The organism is Sinorhizobium sp. GQ132 (genome assembly GCF_059758575.1).
Genome location: NZ_JCAXDX010000007.1, coordinates 260,992 through 278,255, shown reverse-complemented (window position 1 = coordinate 278,255; position 17,264 = coordinate 260,992). Strand labels below are relative to the sequence as shown.

Below are 17,264 nucleotides of genomic sequence, written 5' to 3'. Positions count from 1 at the left end.
TCAGGAAGTGCGACTTCAGGCTGCAGAGAATTCACGGTGCTGCCGGGAATTGGTGATGTGGTCAGTTGCACAAGCGCCTCAATCCTCGTCGCCGACGAAGCGATAACCGACGCCGGGTTCGGTGCGGACGATCTTTGGATTGCCGGGGTCGCGTTCGATCTTGCCACGCAGCTGACCGATGAAGACTCTGAGATAATGCAGGTCCTCTCCGTGGGCGGCGCCCCAGACGGAGGTAAGCAGCGTCCTGTGGGTGACCACGCGGCCAGCGTGATGTGCGAGCATCACGAGGAGGTCGTATTCCTTCGGCGTCAGTCGGAGCGCCGCGCCGCCACGCGTCACGACGCGTTTGACCATGTCGATCGAAAGACCGTCCGCCGAAAGCTGCGCCTGGCCCCCTGCCATCTGGATGCGATGGCGCAGCGCCGCGCGGATCCGCGCCGTCAGCTCGCCGATTCCGAAGGGCTTCTCTATGTAGTCGTCGGCGCCGAGATCGAGGGCAGCGATCTTCTCGCTTTCACGGTCACGCGCCGAAAGGATGATGATAGGGACTTTCGACCAGGCGCGCATACTGGCCACGACGTCCTTGCCGTCCATGTCGGGAAGGCCGAGATCCAGGATCACGACGTCCGGCGCCACCGTGGCAGCCGCCTTCAGCGCCTGCGCGCCGTTTACCGCCTCTATCACCTCGTAGCCGGCGGCTGCGAGCGCGGGGCGCAGGAAGCGCTGGATCTGGGGCTCGTCGTCCACGACGAGGATACGCTCGGCCGTCATCCGCGCTCCTTCTCCACTGTTTCAGCCGCCGGGAACCGCATGGAAATGCGCGTACCGCGGCGCTTCATCGCCGGGCTCTCCGCCTTTATCCACCCACCCATCGCCTCGACGAAGCCCTTGCTGATGGAGAGGCCGAGACCGGTGCCAAGCGAACGGCCGTCCGGTTTTCCCTTGCGGAAGAATTTGTCGAAGACATGGCCGAGGTCGGCCGGGGCGATGCCTTTACCGAGGTCGGTTACCGAGAGCACGATTTCATCTTCTTCCCGCCGCCCATAGACGCTGACCGGCTCGTCACCGCCAAACCTGTTGGCGTTGTCGAGCAGGTTGAAGATCACTTGACCAAGCAATACGCTATCGCCGCGGATCAACGGCAAGTCCGGAGCAATGCTGGTTTCGAAGACGCGGCCGGGGAAGTACTTCCGCGCACGCTCCACAGCCGAATGGACGACATCGGCGACATCGACCCAATCGCGCTTGGCGTTTACCGTTCCGGCTTCGATGCGGGTCATGTCGAGCAGGTTGGAAACGAAGCGCGTGAGCCTGCCGCTCTCCTCCTCGATCGACTTGAGGAGATCGTCCCGGCTCTCCTCCGGCATCCGCTCGCCGAGTTGCCGCAGACTTGTCACAGCTCCGGTGATCGTGGCGAGCGGCGTTCTGAGGTCGTGGGATATGGACGAAAGCAGGGCAGCGAGGAACTTCTCGCCCTCGAGTTGCGCAGCCTGGTCGAGTATCTCGCGCGAGAGACGCGCTCTGTCGACGGCGATCGCGGTCTGGTCGAGGATCGCGGCAAGCGCTCGCTCCTCGTTTATTTCCAGCGGTGTGTCTTCCTGCAGGAAACCGAAGACGCCGACGACTCCATGCGGACTCATGAGCGGCCTGAACTGGAAGGGGCTGTTCGGCAGCGTCCCGGTACTGTTGCCGGCAGCCTCCTTCTTCTCGAAAGCCCAGCGCGCCGCCATCGTGTCGGTAAGGCCGAGCTCCGTATCCGGCGGCCAGGCCGCCATCAAGCGGACATCTCCGTCCTCCGGCAACAGGAGCGCCGCGTTGCGCCGAAGGGTCGCCTGGATTTGCGTGACGGCCGCCCACAGCACATCCTCGGCATTGGCCGTACCGGACAGCTTGCGCGAAAAATCGTAAAGCGCCTGAGTGGCGGCGGCCCGCCGCCTCGCTGTCTTCGCCTGTTCGCCAACGCGGGAGGCGAGCCCCCCGGCAAGCATCGCCGCCGCGAGGAACACGAAGAGGGCAAAGACTTCGTGCGGTTCGGCAACCGTAAAAGTGCCGACCGGTTCGATGAAGCAGAAATTGTAGGCGAGAACCGAAATGAGCGCGGCCGCGATCGCAGCGACATAGCCCGCGTAAGTCGCCGAGACGAGCACAGCCAGAAGAAAGAGAAGCGAGATATTCTGCAGGACGACGAATTGCTCGATCAGCAGGCCGAGTACGGTCGCGGCTGCAGCCGTAGCAGCGGCGATGGCGACCCCCCGGCCCCATCCTTCCGGAAGCATACTTCCGCGTCTCGTCCTCGGGCTTGCCGCGGGTTCATTCCCGTCCGTTACGAGGTGAATGGCGATACCGGCCGCCCGAGCGGCAAGCGCATCCGGCAAGGAGCGGCGGAAGAGGCGCAGCGGGAAACGATGGCGGCGCGCGCCGATGACGATTTGCGTCGCATGTTCCCGCCTTGCGAGCTTCAGAATTTCTTCCACGAAGTCGTTGCCGACGATACGGCGCGTCTCGGCGCCCAGTTGCTCGGCAAGCCGGAAGGTCTCGTCGAGCTGTCGCATCGCCCCGCTGCTCTCTGCCTCACCGTCCGCACGCTCGACGGAAACGACGAGCCAGTCGGCATTCAGGCCCGAAGCGAGCCGGCTTGCCGTCCTCACCACCTTTTCGGATAAAGGGTCGGGACCGATGCAGACAAGAAGCCGTTCGGCGGCCCCCCAGGGACCCTCGATCGCGTTCTGCCTGAGATAGTCGACCATCTGGTCGTCGACCCGGTCGGCCGTCCGGCGAAGCGCGAGTTCGCGCAGCGCCGTCAGATTGCCCAGGCGGAAGAAGCGATCGGCGGCGCGCTTGGCGTTGTCGGGCAGATAAACCTTGCCCTCCTTCAACCGCTCGATCAGTTCGGCCGGCGGCAGGTCCACGAGCAGGACATCGTCAGCGCGATTGAGAACGGTGTCGGGGACGCGCTCGCGCACCGGCACGCTGGCAATCTGCGCAACCACGTCCGAGAGGCTTTCCAGGTGCTGGATGTTGAGTGCCGTCCACACGTCTATGCCGGCATCGACCAGTTCCTCTATATCCTGGTAGCGCTTGGGATGGCGGCTTTCGCCGAAATTGGTATGGGCGAGCTCGTCGACCAGGATGACGCGCGGGCGGCGCGCCAGCGCCGCGTCCAGATCGAATTCGTGGAGCGTCCGTCCGTTGTGGAGCACCTGACGACGCGGCAGAACTTCGAGCCCCTCGAGCAGGGCCGCGGTCTCGCCGCGTCCATGCGTTTCGACGAGCCCGATGACGATATCGCCGCCTTCTTCCTTGAGGCGCCGCGCACGCGTCAGCATCGCATAGGTCTTGCCGACACCGGGTGCGGCACCAAGAAAGACGGTTAGTTTGCCTTTCCTGCCCTGTTCGGCGAGCGCCAGCAGGGCGTCCGGATCGGGGCGGCTCTTCAGGTCGCGATCATCGTCGGGCATGCAACGTCTCGAGCTCGATCAGGTCCTCGGCGCGTCCAAGGCAAGGTTCAGTTCTAGCACATTGACGCGTGGCTCGCCTATGATCCCGAACAGACGGCCCTGCGTGGCCCTGTCGACGAGCGCGCCCACTTCCGCCTCCGGAAGTCCGCGCGCTTCCGCAACCCGGGCGATCTGAACCCTGGCGAATTCGGGCGAGACATGCGGGTCGAGACCCGATCCGGAAGCCATGCCGGCGTCGGCGGGGATATCACCCCCTATGCCCGCGGCGCGAAGCCTCTGGATATCGGCCCTGACACGCTCCTTCAGCTTGTCGGAAGTCGTCCCGAGATTGGAACCGCTCGAAGCACCGGCATTGTAGGGCTCCGGGCCGGTCGCCGAAGGACGCGGCCAGAAATATTTCTTCGAGGCGAAATTCTGGCCGATGAGTTGCGATCCGACGAGGACACCGTCCTTGCGGACGAGGCTGCCATTCGCCTCTGCCGGCATCAGTGCTTGCGCCACGCCGGTGATCAGCAGCGGATAGCCGAGCCCGGTAATGAGGGCGAGTGCGAAGGTCAGGACGAGTGCGGGACGGAGTTGGTTGAGCATGATCACACCAGGTTGAGGTTCGAGACGGCAAGGTCGATCAGTTTGATGCCCGCGAAGGGCAGGACCAGGCCGCCGAGGCCGTAGACGAGGAGATTGCGGCGAAGCAGGGCTGCCGCGCCGACGGGACGGTAGCTCACGCCTTTCAACGCCAGCGGAATGAGCGCCACGATGATCAGCGCGTTGAAGATGACGGCCGACAGGATAGCCGACTGCGGCGACGCCAGGCCCATGACGTTCAGCACGCCGAGCGCCGGATAGGTGGTGACGAAGAGCGCCGGGATGATGGCGAAGTATTTCGCCACGTCGTTGGCGATCGAGAAGGTCGTGAGAGAACCGCGCGTCATCAGCAATTGCTTGCCAATCTCGACGATCTCGATCAGCTTCGTCGGGCTCGAATCGAGGTCCACCATGTTGGCCGCTTCGCGGGCGGCTTGCGTGCCGGTCTGCATGGCGACGCCCACATCCGCCTGGGCGAGCGCCGGCGCATCATTGGTGCCGTCGCCGCACATGGCAATCAGCCGGCCGCCCTTCTGTTCCTTGCGGATATAAGCGAGCTTGTCCTGCGGCGTCGCTTCGGCAAGGAAATCGTCGACGCCGGCCTCCGAGGCGATTGCCGCGGCAGTGATCGGGTTGTCACCGGTCACCATGACCGTGCGGATACCCATGGCCCGCAGTTCGGAGAAGCGCTCCTTGATTCCCGGCTTGACGATGTCCTTCAGGTGGACCACGCCGAGCAGCCGGTTGCCGTCGGCGACGGCGAGCGGCGTGCCGCCGGTTCGGGCGACCTTGTCGACCGCCTGCCGGAATTCCTGGGGTGTCTCGCTGTCGGACAGGCCGGCAAATCTCAGGACCGAGTCGATCGCGCCCTTGCGCAGCCGGCGGCCGCCATGGTCGATGCCGGACAACCGGGTTTCCGCGGCAAAGGGCACGACCGCATCGATCCCGGCCTCGGGTGCCCGGCGCCCGAACGCGCCGGTGGCGAGCGCCACGATGGAGCGGCCTTCCGGTGTCTCGTCGGCAAGGCTTGCGAGGAGCGCCGCATCGGCGAGTTCCTCCACGGTTATGCCCGGAACGGGCAGGAAATCGCTTGCCATGCGGTTGCCGAAGGTGATCGTCCCGGTCTTGTCGAGGAGCAGCGTGTCCACGTCCCCCGCAGCCTCGACGGCGCGGCCGGAGGTGGCGATGACGTTGAAGCGTACCAGCCGGTCCATGCCGGCGATGCCGATCGCCGAAAGCAGTCCGCCGATGGTCGTCGGGATCAGCGTGACAAGGAGGGCGGAAAGCACGGTCACCGAAAGCACCGTCGCCGAATAGCTGGCAAGGCCCCAGAGCGTCACCACGGCGATCAGGAAGATCAGCGTCAAACCGGAAAGCAGGATCGACAGTGCGATCTCGTTCGGCGTCTTCTGCCGTTGCGCCCCCTCGATGAGGGCGATCATGCGGTCGACGAAGGTGGACCCCGGGGCGGTCGTGATGCGGACTGTCACCCAGTCCGAAAGCACCTCGGTACCGCCGGTGACGGCGGAGCGATCGCCGCCCGCTTCGCGGATCACCGGCGCCGATTCGCCCGTTATAGCGCTCTCGTTGACCGAGGCGACCCCTTCGACGACCTCGCCGTCGCCCGGGATCAATTCGCCGGCCTCTACGAGGACGAGATCGCCGACCTTCAGCATGGTCGCAGGTATTTCCTTGGTCTCCCGGCCCTCGGGTGCGACGAGCTTGTGGGCGCTCAACTCCGAGTTGGTACGGCGGAGGAAGTCGGCCTGCGCCTTGCCACGCCCCTCGGCAACGGCTTCGGCGAAGGTGGCGAAGAGCACGGTAAACCATAGCCAGGCGGCAATCTGGCCCGAGAAGAGCTGACTGCCGCCGGTTGCAACATCGAGAACGAAGAAGAGGGTCACCAATGCCGCCACGGCTTCGGTGACGAAGATCACCGGATTGCGGACGAGCTGGCGCGGATCAAGCTTGACGAAAGCGGCCCTCGCTGCCGGGAGGAGTATCTTCGGGTCGAAAAGGTTCGGGGTCATGAGTTTGTTTGACATGCCTGGTTCCTTCAGAAGGTCTGGCCGGAGAGCATGGCGAGATGCTCGACGATGGGACCGAGCGCGAGGGCCGGCAAGAACTGCAGCCCGCCGAGAATGAGGATGATGCCGATAAGGAGACCGACGAAAAGCGGCGTATCGGTCGGGAACGTACCCTTGGATGCCGAGGCGCGCGCCTTGGCGGCGAGCGAGCCGGCAATGGCAAGCACCGGCACGGCATAGGCGAAGCGGCCGAGCAGCATCGCAAAGCCGAGCGTCGTATTGTACCAGGGCGTGTTGCCCGAAAGTCCGCCGAAGGCCGAGCCGTTGTTGCCGCTGGCCGACGTATAGGCATAGAGGATTTCGGAGAGCCCGTGCGGTCCGGCCGTGCCGATGCTGGCGACGGCCGAGGGCAAGACCGCCGAAATCGCTGTGAAGCCGAGAATCGAAAGCGGCAGGATGAGCACGGCGAGCATCGCGTATTTCATCTCGCGCGCTTCGATCTTCTTGCCGAGCAGTTCCGGAGTGCGGCCGACCATAAGACCGGCGACGAAAACCGCGAGGATCGCGAAGACGATCATGCCGTATAGGCCCGAGCCGACGCCGCCGGGCAGGACCTCGCCTAGCTGCATGAGGAACATCGGAACGAGACCTCCGAGGCCGGTGAACGAGCCGTGGATGCCGTTGACGCCGCCATTCGAAAGGCCGGTCGTAACCGTTGCGTAAAGCGCAGTCATCGCTTGGCCGAAGCGGACTTCCTTGCCTTCCATGTTGCCGAGAGCCGGGTCGAGGCCGAGCTGCGACAGGATCGGATTTCCCTGCGCTTCGGCCCAATAGACGATCCCGGCCCCGATGATCAGAAATGCATAGGTGACGGCGATGAAGGCCCAGCCCTGCCGGCGATTGCCGACGAGTTGCCCGAATGTGTAGAGCAGCGCCGCCGAAACCGACAGCATCGCGAAGATATTGAGATAATTGGAAAGCGCAGTCGGATTTTCGAACGGATGTGCGGCATTCACGTTGAAGAAGCCGCCCCCGTTGGTGCCGAGCTGCTTGATCGCTTCCTGGCTGGCAACCGGGCCCAGAGCGATTGTCTGCTTCACCCCCTCGAGGGTCGTGGCCTCTACCGAGGCGCGGAAAGTCTGCGGCAGGCCCATTGCCACGAAGGCGACCGCCACCAGCACGGCGAGCGGCAGGAGGACGTACAGTGTCGAACGGATGAGATCGACCCAGAAGTTACCGATCGTCGGTATGGCTGAGCGGGCGAAGGAGCGAGTAACGGCAAGCGCGATCGAAATGCCGGTCGCGGCCGAGACGAAGTTCTGCACGGTCAGCCCCATCATCTGGCTGAAGTGACTGAGTGTCGTCTCGCCGCCGTAATTCTGCCAGTTGGTGTTGGTGACGAAACTGACGGCGGTGTTGAAGGCGAGGTCCGGCGGCACGTTGCCGAAGCCCTGCGGGTTCAAGGGCAACCATGTCTGAAGTCTCAGGATCGCATAGAGCAGCGCAAAGCCTGCGATGCTGAAGGCGAGCATGGAGAACGTGTAGGCGAGCCAGCCCTGCTCCCGTGTCGGATCGATGCCGGCGGCACCATGAAGACCACGCTCCACCGGTCCGAGAATTGGCGAAAAGACATTGCGTTCGCCGGAAAGAACCGCAGCCATGTAAAGCCCCAGCGGCTTCACGACGATAAGGACGGCGAGAAAAAGGAGGCTGATCTGCAGCCATCCGATGACAGACATGAGAAGTCTCCGTGGGTGAAGGAGCGCTCGGGCAACTCCAGCAAAAGTGCGCAGCGGTTTTCCGTCCGGATTTGCGGCAAAATGAAAGGCTGGAGCGTTTCAGCGAATCGGTGAAAAGCGGAAACGCTCTAGAAACGCTCCGGCCGGACAAGCATCACGATCAAATAGGCTGCGAGCGCGACGCCGACGACGAGCCCGATCAAAGCCTCTACCATCGGATCCTCCTAAAGCCGGCTCAGGGCGCGCGCATAAAGCGCTAGCGCGGCAAGGCCGCCAACGCCGGCGGCAAGGAAAAGAAAATCGGACATGGACATTCTCCAGATTGATCCAAGATCCGGATGATGCGCCCGCGCCGCGTCAATTATCGATTGGGATGGTTTGGCAGCCGCATAAAGAAAAGATAAGGAGTTCGGGCGAGCGTGATCATGACCTTCGACGCTGCGCCGGAAGCGTCGGCTATCGCGACCGCCTTATATGCTCGATCAAAGCTCGCATCTTTGGTGCCATGTTGCGGCGCTGAGGGAAATAAAGAAAGAAACCGGGAAACGGCGGCAGGAAATCCTGCAGCAGCGGAACAAGTTCACCGGTTTCCACGAACGGGCGGAAGGTATCTTCCGTTGCGAAGGTGATCCCGGCCCCGCACAGTGCCGAGCGGAGCATGAAGCGCAGGTCATTGGTGGTGATCTGGGGCTCGACCGCCACATCGAAGGGAACACCATTCTCCTCGAATTCCCACCTGTAGGGCGCGACATTCGGCGCTCGCCGCCAGCCTATGCAGCGATGATGGACGAGCTCACGCGGGTGCGCCGGCGTACCGTGGACCGCGATATAGGTGGGGGCGGCAACGGCCAGCTCGCGCTGATCGCCCGTCAGCGGCACCGCGATCATGTCCTGCTCGATCACCTCGCCAAGCCTGACGCCCGCGTCAAACCCGGCGGCCACGATGTCGAACTCATCGTCCGTGACGGTGATGTCTATCGTCACCTTCGGATGGGTCCGAGCAAAGGAAGCGATGAGCGGACCGGAAAGGAATTGCTCGGCGATGGAGGTGACGGCGATCCGCAAAAGACCGCGGGGCTCATCCTCACCCGCTACCCGATCGAGCGCCGCCCCAATCTCCGACAAGGGCTGCGACAGAGCCTCGCGCAGACGCTCCCCCGCTCCGGTCAGGCGAACTGAACGCGTCGTGCGGGTGACGAGCGTCGTACCAAAGGCATCTTCGAGCCGCCGAACTCCCTGGCTGACAGCCGAGCGGGTCACACCGAGGCGATCCGCGGCAGCACGGAAGTTGTCCTCCTCCGCGACGGCCAGGAAGAGCGGCAGAAGGTTCATGTCTATTTTCATTGTAGAGTACTGCTAACCATTGAGTTCAGTGATCGATGGATACCGGCGACAGTCATTGAAGTCCATCTTCTCCGTGCAAATCAAAGGACGGAGTACAACATGGACAAGGTCATTCTGATCACTGGCGCCTCCAGCGGCATCGGCGAGGGCATTGCTCGGGAGCTTGGCGCCGCGGGTGCGAAAATATTGCTGGGTGCACGCCGCCAGGCCCGTATCGAGGCCATCGCCGCGGAGATTCGAGACGCAGGAGGAACCGCCCAGGCGCAGGTACTGGACGTGACCGACCGTCACTCCATGGCAGCCTTTGCGCAGGCCGCGGTCGACAGGTGGGGACGCGTCGACGTTCTGGTGAACAATGCCGGCGTCATGCCGCTCTCGCCGCTTGCCGCCGTCAAGCTGGACGAGTGGGAGTGCATGATCAACGTGAACATAAAGGGCGTGCTTTGGGGCATCGCGGCCGTATTGCCGATCATGGAGGCACAGCGCAGCGGGCAGATCATCAATATCGGCTCGATCGGAGCGCTGTCGGTCGTACCCACCGCCGCGGTCTATTGCGCAACGAAGTTCGCGGTTCGCGCGATCTCCGACGGGCTGCGCCAGGAGAGTACCAATATCCGCGTCACCTGCGTCAATCCCGGCGTCGTCGAGAGCGAACTTGCTGCAACCATCACCCACCAGGAGACCGTGGCGGCAATGGACGCCTATCGCGCCATCGCGCTTCAGCCCGCCGACATAGCCCGTGCGGTCCGGCAGGTGATCGAGGCTCCGCAGAGCGTGGACACCACCGAGATCACGATCAGGCCGACCGCATCGAGCAATTGAACCGGCGCGAACCGTTCCCGGGACGCTTTCCCGCGTCCCCCTGACGAAAGGGATATTCCATGATCTTTTCCTTACTGACAGATCGTCTCACCGGCGGCGGCCGCAAGCTGCTGATCGCTTCGACCTTGATGAGCGCCGCACTCCTGAGCCAAACCGTAAAAGCCGAGGAAGCCGTAATGCAGGCCAATCACCCCTATGTCGGCCTTTGGGTCACAGAAGACAGTTACATCCGCCACGAACTCCTGCCGAACGGTCGCTATGTCGAGGCGCGCGGTACGCGTGAACGGGCCTATGAGGGACGCTACCAAGTGACGGGCACGCATATCGATTATTGGGACGATACCGGCTTTACAGCGGACGGAAATTTTATCGACGGCGTTCTGCATCACGGCGGTATGATCTTCTATCGCGGGAGCAGGACGGGGAAACCATGAGCACTGGATGTCGAGAATTCAGGCGTATCCTACCCAGCCCCTGAAGGTCAGCGCCGCATAGAACAGGCGAACATCCGAGAAGCCCGCCTTGCGAAGCACCGCCTCGTCCTCCTCGGGCGAGAGAACCGATAACTTCGTCGCGATCGCCTGCTTTGCACTTTCAGCATCGCCGGAGGCTGTTCCGCCGAACGCGACGTGGCGGGCGATCCAGGTCGAGCGCTCGGGTTCCGATTGCGGGAAACTGATATGTGCGACGACGAACGGAGCGCCTGGCACCAGACGGCGGCGAATCTGTTCGAGTGTGTCGAGGCGATGAGGGCGATCAACAAAGTGGAGCGTGAGCAGGCAGACCGCCGCGTCAAACGGCCCCGCCGGTGCGTCGTCTATGTAGCCCTGCTGCAGATGGACACGCGGCAGATGGGGCCCCACCGTCTGTTCTGCGACGCGAAGCATGTCCGCCGACGGGTCGATGCCGCAAAAACGCCAACCTGAATTGTCGTCGGCGAGGGCTTTGAGCTCCATGCCGCCGCCGGCGCCGAGCACCAGAACCCGCGCGTGCGCCGGTGCACGTTCCGCGACCAACATCGATGTCATGCGATGCAGAGCGGCCAGCCCCGGTACTTTTCTCAACGTCCCTTCGACGTAGGAACTGGCGTGGGCGGCGGTAAAAGCTGGACTATCGACGCTCGGAGATTTCATCGTGCGGTTCTCCCAAATCATGTAACAATATTTGTTACATGATTCGCCTTTCGTCAAGTCACCTCTGCCTGTGAAGGCACCCGATTCAGTACCGCCATTCATCAATCGGTTCACAGGCATTATCGGCATCGCGATGGTAGTCACACGCGCTCTCCGCCCTAACTCACTTGTGAATGCGCCTGCGGGATCATTTCCCGCGCTCGGTTGTTGCGCGTTCGCGGCGTAGGCCGCTTCGTCCTAGACCTTTCATCATCAAGACATGGAGCTGGATATGCAAAGTCCTGGCGCACTTGAAATCTCGCGGCGCGACCTGCTCGCCGCCTCGGCCGCTACCGTGACAGTGGCGAGCGCACACTCGCTCGGTCACGCGCAGACCAATGTCTCCACCGCACCCCAGAGCACGAAGGTCACTTTCACGGTGAACGGAGAACGCCGGGAGCTTCAGCTCGATAACCGCACGTCCCTCCTCGACGCGCTGCGCGAGCATCTGCATTTGACGGGCACCAAGAAGGGATGCGATCACGGTCAGTGCGGAGCGTGCACGGTTCTCATCGACGGTCGCCGAGTCAACTCTTGCCTGACGCTCGCCGTCATGCACGAGGGCGACAGCATCACCACGCTCGAGGGATTGGGGCAGCCCGAAAACCTCCATCCGATGCAGGCCGCCTTTGTCCAGCACGACGGTTTCCAGTGCGGCTACTGCACGCCCGGCCAGATCTGTTCCTCCGTTGCAATGCTCGATGAAATCAAGGCCAATATCCCAAGCCATGTGACGGTGGATCTTACGGCGCCGGCCGAAATAACGCCCGCCGAGATCCGCGAGCGCATGAGCGGCAACATCTGTCGTTGCGGCGCCTATTCGAACATCGTGGAAGCCATCACCGAAGTCGCGGGGAGGAAGGCATGAGAGCTTTCAGCTACGAACGCGTCTCGTCGATCGAGGCCGCGGCCCGGGCCGCTGCCACCACGGATGGCGCGAAATTCATCGCCGGCGGCACCAATCTCCTGGATCTGATGAAGCTGGAGATCGAGACACCGACACATCTGGTCGATGTCAACGGACTGGCACTGGACAGGATCGAAGCAACACCGGAAGGGGGGCTGCGTATCGGTGCCCTCGTCCGCAATACGGATCTTGCCGCCGACGAACGGGTCCGCCGCGATTACGCCCTTCTGTCGCGCGCCCTGCTCGCAGGGGCATCGGGACAATTGCGCAACAGGGCGACGACCGCCGGCAACCTGCTTCAACGCACCCGCTGTCCGTATTTCTACGATACCAACCAGCCGTGCAACAAAAGGCAGCCGGGCAGCGGCTGCTCGGCGCTGGCCGGCTTCAGCCGCCAGCTTGCGGTGGTTGGCGTCAGCGATGCGTGCATCGCCAGCCATCCGAGCGACATGGCGGTCGCCATGCGCGCCCTCGATGCCGTCGTGGAGACCGTGCGAGCCGACGGCACGACGCGCAGCATCCCGATCGCCGATCTCCATCGCCTGCCGGGGGACACGCCGCATATCGAACATGTCCTCGAGCGGGGCGAATTGATCACCGCGGTCGTCCTGCCGAAGCCGGCCGGCGGCAAGCAGATCTATCGCAAGGTTCGCGACCGGGCCTCCTACGCATTTGCGCTCGTCTCCGTCGGCGCCATCGTGCAGCCGGACGGAACCGGCCACGTCGCGCTCGGCGGCATCGCGCCGAAACCATGGCGTGACGAGGCGGCCGAAAAGGAGCTGGCGAACGGAGCAAAGGCGGTCGCCGCCAAGCTTCTTGCCGGCGCCCGCCCGACTGAACAGAACGCCTTCAAGCTCACGCTCGTGGAACGCGCGCTGAGCGCCGTCCTCGTCGAAGCGAAGGGATGAGACAATGAAATTCGATACACCAGCAACGACGAACCCGATCGACCGGGGGAAGGTAATCGGCAAGCCCATCCCCCGCATCGACGGTCCGCTCAAGACCACCGGCAAAGCAATTTATGCCTATGAGTGGCATGATCCGAATAACCGCTATGCCTATGGCTATATCGTCGGTTCGGCAATCGCCAAGGGCCGGATCAGGTCGATGGATGTCGCCGCCGCGAGAAATGCTCCCGGTGTGATCGCGGTCGTCACCACCGATGGCGTCGGGGAACTGAAGAAGGGTAAATACAACACCGCCAAGCTCTTCGGTGGCACCGAGATCCAGCACTACCACCAGGCCATCGCCGTCGTGGTCGCCGAAACATTCGAGGAGGCCCGCGCCGCCGCGGCGCTCGTCAAGGTCGATTATGCCGAGGAAAAAGGCGCTTTCGATCTGGCCGCGGCCAAGGACAGCGCCGTCAAGCCGGAAGGCGAAGAAGACTCCGGAGCGGGCGACTTCGATGCCGCCTTCGAGGCAGCTCCCGTCAAGCTCGACCAGGTCTATACCACCCCGGACCAGTCGCATGCCATGATGGAGCCGCACGCTTCCATTGCCGCGTGGAGCGGCGACGACCTGACGGTCTGGACATCGAGCCAGATGATCGACTGGTGGCGGACCGATCTCGCGACGACGCTTGGTATCGACAAGGACAAGGTGCATCTGATGTCGCCGTTCATCGGCGGAGGCTTCGGGGTGAAGCTGTTCCTGCGCGCGGATGCGGTGTTGGCCGCGCTTGCCGCGCGTGAAGCCAAGCGCCCCGTTAAGGTCGCCCTCCCCCGCCCTTTCCTCATGAACAACACCACGCATCGCCCAGCGACGATTCAGAGGATCCGGATCGGTGCGGGACGCGACGGCAAGATCACGGCGATCGCACATGAAAGCTGGTCCGGTGACCTTCCGGGCGGTGGTCCCGAAGTGGCCGTCCAGCAGACTCGTCTACTTTATGCCGGAGCGAACCGGATGACCGCCATGCGGCTTGCCACCCTCGATCTTCCCGAAGGAAACGCGATGCGCGCTCCCGGCGAGGCGCCGGGCATGATGGCTCTGGAGATCGCCATCGACGAGATGGCCGAGAGGCTGGGTCTCGACCCCGTCGAATTCCGCATCATCAACGACACCCAGGTCGATCCGGAGAATCCCGAACGGCCCTTCTCGCAGCGCAATCTCGTCGGCTGCCTGCGCACGGGCGCGGAGCGCTTCGGCTGGCAAGACCGGAGCAAGCAACCCGGTGCTCGGCGCGAAGGAAACTGGCTGATCGGCATGGGAGTGGCGGCGGCTTTTCGCAACAATCTTGTGCTGAAATCGGGGGCCCGCGTCCGGCTCGACCGCGAGGGCATCGTCACGGTCGAGACCGATATGACCGATATCGGTACGGGCAGTTACACGATCATCGCCCAGACGGCGGCTGAAATGCTCGGTGTGCCGATCGAGAAGGTCGCCGTCAGCCTGGGAGACTCGCGCTTCCCTGTTTCCTCGGGTTCCGGCGGGCAGTTCGGAGGAAACTGCTCCACGGCCGGCGTATACGCCGCCTGCGCCAAGCTGCGGGAAGCCGTGGCGCAGAAGCTCGGCTTCAACAGCACCGACGACCTTGTCTTCGCAGACGGCGAAGTCCGGTCGGGCGACCGCCGAATGCCGCTCGCGCAAGCTGCCGGCGATGAGGGGCTCGTCGCTGAGGATCTCATCGAATTCGGCGACCTCACCAAAACCCATCAGCAATCCACCTTCGGAGCTCATTTCGTCGAGGTCGCGGTCGACGTTGCGACAGGAGAGACACGGATCCGGCGAATGCTGGCGGTCTGCGCCGCCGGCCGGATCCTCAATCCGATCACGGCACGCAGCCAGGTGATCGGCGCGATGACAATGGGGGTCGGCGGCGCGCTGACCGAGGAACTCGTCGTCGACAAGGAGCGTGGCTTCTTCGTCAATCACGATCTCGCCGCCTACGAGGTGCCGGTGCACGCCGACATCCCGCACCAGGAGGTCGTCTTCCTGGAAGAGACGGATCCGATGTCCTCGCCGATGAAGGCCAAGGGTATTGCCGAGCTCGGGATCTGCGGTGTCGCGGCAGCTGTCGCGAACGCCATCTACAATGCGACCGGCATAAGGGTACGGGAGTATCCGATCACGCTCGACAAGCTGATCGAGAAGCTTCCGGAAGTCAGCTAGAACATGCCAAGGGCATCTACCCCGCGTAACTTTACGGCTAAGCAAGCATGGGAGGTTCGGATAGGATAGACAGCGCTATAGCGAGAGGAAATGATGCCAGCGGAGCCGGAGGAAGATGAAAGGAGTGGAGGGGCACCTGCCTCCTCCACTTTTGCTCGCGTGCGGAAAATCATCCACATCGACATGGACGCATTTTATGCTTCGGTGGAGCAGCGCGACAATCCGGAGCTTCGAGGCAAACCGGTCGCAGTCGGGTATCCGGAGGCGCGCGGCGTGGTCGCGGCCGCGAGCTACGAGGCCCGCAAATTCGGCGTTCACTCGGCTATGCCGTCCGTGACGGCCAAGCGCAAATGTCCGGAGCTGATCTTCGTTCCGCACCGCTTCGACGTCTACCGGGCCGTCTCGCGGCAGATTCAAGCGATCTTTGCCGAATACACGCCGCTGATCGAACCTTTGTCGCTGGATGAAGCCTATCTCGACGTTACCGAGAACCTGAAAGGCATGCAGCTCGCAACCGAGATCGCGGAACAGATACGCGCCAGGATCCGGGCCGAGACGCAGCTCACCGCATCCGCCGGCGTATCCTACAACAAGTTCCTTGCGAAGATCGCTTCGGACCAGCGCAAGCCCGATGGGCTATTCGTCATCACGCCGAAGCACGGCCCAGATTTCGTGCAGGCGCTTCCCGTCAAGAAGTTTCACGGCGTCGGACCGGCAACGGCGGAGAAGATGAAACGGCTCGGCATCGAAACCGGCGCCGACCTCAAATCCCGTGATCTCGCCTTCCTGCAACAGCACTTCGGCAAGTCGGGGCCGTATTTCTACTGGATCGCCCGCGGCATCGACGAGCGTGAGGTCAAGCCCGACCGCATCCGGAAATCGATCGGCGCCGAGGATACGTTTCGGGAGGATGTTCATGATCTTGAGGCGGCCCGCGCGGGCCTTAAGCCTTTGATCGACAAGGTCTGGCACTATTGTGAAGCCAGCGGCATTCGCGGCAAGACCGTGACACTGAAGGTGAAGTGGGCAGATTTCACGCAGATCACCCGAAGCAAGACCATCGTCGCGCCGATTGCGAGCGCCGCCGAAATGGGCGAGATCGTGGAACTGCTGCTGTCACCGATCTTTCCCGCCGCCAAAGGCATTCGATTGCTCGGGGTCACGCTCTCGTCTCTCGATCCCGTGGCCGATCGGAGCGGGCCGCAGCTCGCCCTGGCGCTTTGAAGCTGCGGCCTGACAGAAACGAAAAAGCCTGCCGCGGGAGGAAGTGCGACAGTCCATCCAAGTAAATATCAAATCCCGAGAGCTGCAGAGAAAAACACTTATGCGTATCGAAAGAAAATGTCGGAGAGGGGGCATTCAGCGAGAAAGAAAAATCCCGAGGCGTTTACAAAATTTCCTCGGCCCCCTGAAATCTCTTCAGGAAATAGCTGAGAAAATCTTGATTTCGCCATATTTATGGCCCAACAGTTAATGGCTATTCATTGACGGGCTTGGCTCCAAGATCCTACCCATCTCTCCGATCACCGATCGACTCCATAAGGGCGCAAAGCTTTCTCTGCTGCTGACGGAGAATATGGCGGCACTTGTTCGTGCTGCCATGGAGTCGAACCTGCTCCGCGGGCTCTGAGCGAGCCTTGCAGATCACGCTTCGAAGGAAGCGGATGGTCCGTTCGCCAAACCGTCTCGATTCCAGACAGCTCACCGGGAGGAAACCAATGAAATCCTATGTTGAAAGCTTCGGATACCAATTCAATCCCGTCGATTTCGCGATCAGGTCGACGCCAGCACTCTGCATTGGAATGATCGTCTTTATTACTCTTTACGACGTGATCTGGTGAATGGTTTCGGCAAATGCGTCCGCATCCCAAGCGGCCGCAAACCGGACACACTTTTCCTCATCCCGCTCTAGACCGCGCCACGCCTGAAATAGCTAGGAACGGCCGGTGAACATGGCGGAATGATACCCCGCCAATAACCCCTCCGCGGCAGCGACGGCATGGTATAATGCCGGCTCGTTACAACGCCTCGAACATCGTTACCCAGGTTCAGCCATCGTTGCAGGAACTGCTGCATCGGTGGCTCGTTCTCACTGTGTG

15 protein-coding genes are annotated in these 17,264 nt (G+C 62.7%); 7 read left to right on the top strand and 8 right to left on the bottom strand.

Features of this window, described 5'->3' with window-relative positions; genetic code table 11:
- Window positions 1-78: 78 nt before the first annotated feature.
- The 7 genes from AC6CIG_RS19660 to AC6CIG_RS19630 all read right to left on the bottom strand — a co-directional run bounded on the left by AC6CIG_RS19660 (window position 79) and on the right by AC6CIG_RS19630 (window position 9,153).
- Complete coding sequence (locus AC6CIG_RS19660) at window positions 79-771, bottom strand: response regulator (RefSeq protein ID WP_498323580.1); 693 nt, start codon at window positions 769-771, stop codon at window positions 79-81.
- Window positions 768-3,458, bottom strand: coding sequence for a DUF4118 domain-containing protein (locus tag AC6CIG_RS19655; protein ID WP_498323578.1), 2,691 nt, complete (start codon window positions 3,456-3,458; stop codon window positions 768-770). Before AC6CIG_RS19655 ends, AC6CIG_RS19660 begins: the two co-directional genes overlap by 4 nt.
- Before the next feature lie 18 nt (window positions 3,459-3,476).
- Window positions 3,477-4,046, bottom strand: coding sequence for a potassium-transporting ATPase subunit KdpC (kdpC, locus tag AC6CIG_RS19650; protein ID WP_498323576.1), 570 nt, complete (start codon window positions 4,044-4,046; stop codon window positions 3,477-3,479).
- Window positions 4,047-4,048: 2 nt separating this feature from the next.
- The gene (gene kdpB / locus AC6CIG_RS19645) at window positions 4,049-6,088 is read right to left on the bottom strand and encodes a potassium-transporting ATPase subunit KdpB (RefSeq protein ID WP_498323574.1); all 2,040 of its coding nucleotides are present in this window, start codon (window positions 6,086-6,088) and stop codon (window positions 4,049-4,051) included.
- A gap of 11 nt (window positions 6,089-6,099) precedes the next feature.
- Window positions 6,100-7,809: a potassium-transporting ATPase subunit KdpA gene (gene kdpA, locus AC6CIG_RS19640; protein ID WP_498323572.1), complete on the bottom strand. Its 1,710-nt coding sequence runs from the start codon at window positions 7,807-7,809 to the stop codon at window positions 6,100-6,102.
- Between the two features lie 128 nt (window positions 7,810-7,937).
- Window positions 7,938-8,024 (bottom strand): K(+)-transporting ATPase subunit F, encoded by an 87-nt coding sequence (kdpF, locus tag AC6CIG_RS19635; protein ID WP_498323649.1) that lies wholly within the window; start codon window positions 8,022-8,024, stop codon window positions 7,938-7,940.
- A gap of 241 nt (window positions 8,025-8,265) precedes the next feature.
- Window positions 8,266-9,153 carry a LysR family transcriptional regulator gene (locus AC6CIG_RS19630; protein WP_498323570.1) on the bottom strand — a complete coding sequence of 296 codons (888 nt, stop codon included), beginning with the start codon at window positions 9,151-9,153 and terminating at the stop codon, window positions 8,266-8,268.
- Between the two features lie 99 nt (window positions 9,154-9,252).
- Here AC6CIG_RS19630 and AC6CIG_RS19625 point away from each other — a divergent pair, with 99 nt between their 5' ends.
- A complete protein-coding gene (locus tag AC6CIG_RS19625; protein ID WP_498323569.1) occupies window positions 9,253-9,975 on the top strand; it encodes an SDR family oxidoreductase in 723 nt (240 codons plus the stop codon).
- A 59-nt stretch (window positions 9,976-10,034) separates the two neighbouring features.
- A complete protein-coding gene (locus AC6CIG_RS19620) occupies window positions 10,035-10,409 on the top strand; it encodes an Atu4866 domain-containing protein (RefSeq protein WP_498323567.1) in 375 nt (124 codons plus the stop codon).
- An 18-nt stretch (window positions 10,410-10,427) separates the two neighbouring features.
- Here the strand turns inward: AC6CIG_RS19620 and AC6CIG_RS19615 are convergent, their stop codons facing one another.
- Window positions 10,428-11,108, bottom strand: coding sequence for a class I SAM-dependent methyltransferase (locus AC6CIG_RS19615; RefSeq protein ID WP_498323566.1), 681 nt, complete (start codon window positions 11,106-11,108; stop codon window positions 10,428-10,430).
- 271 nt (window positions 11,109-11,379) lie between these two features.
- Between AC6CIG_RS19615 and paoA the strand changes: the two genes are divergently transcribed.
- The 5 genes from paoA to AC6CIG_RS19590 all read left to right on the top strand — a co-directional run bounded on the left by paoA (window position 11,380) and on the right by AC6CIG_RS19590 (window position 17,006).
- Window positions 11,380-12,015, top strand: a complete 636-nt coding sequence (paoA, locus tag AC6CIG_RS19610) for an aldehyde dehydrogenase iron-sulfur subunit PaoA (protein ID WP_498323564.1) — start codon at window positions 11,380-11,382, stop codon at window positions 12,013-12,015.
- Window positions 12,012-12,962, top strand: coding sequence for an FAD binding domain-containing protein (locus AC6CIG_RS19605; protein WP_498323562.1), 951 nt, complete (start codon window positions 12,012-12,014; stop codon window positions 12,960-12,962). The genes paoA and AC6CIG_RS19605 overlap by 4 nt, the downstream gene beginning before the upstream one ends.
- A 4-nt stretch (window positions 12,963-12,966) precedes the next feature.
- Window positions 12,967-15,165 (top strand): aldehyde oxidoreductase molybdenum-binding subunit PaoC, encoded by a 2,199-nt coding sequence (paoC, locus tag AC6CIG_RS19600; RefSeq protein ID WP_498323560.1) that lies wholly within the window; start codon window positions 12,967-12,969, stop codon window positions 15,163-15,165.
- A gap of 90 nt (window positions 15,166-15,255) precedes the next feature.
- Entirely contained in the window at window positions 15,256-16,389 is a 1,134-nt protein-coding gene (gene dinB / locus AC6CIG_RS19595; protein ID WP_498323558.1) for a DNA polymerase IV, read from the top strand.
- 494 nt (window positions 16,390-16,883) lie between these two features.
- Entirely contained in the window at window positions 16,884-17,006 is a 123-nt protein-coding gene (locus AC6CIG_RS19590) for a hypothetical protein (RefSeq protein WP_018096561.1), read from the top strand.
- The last annotated feature ends 258 nt before the right edge of the window (window positions 17,007-17,264 follow it).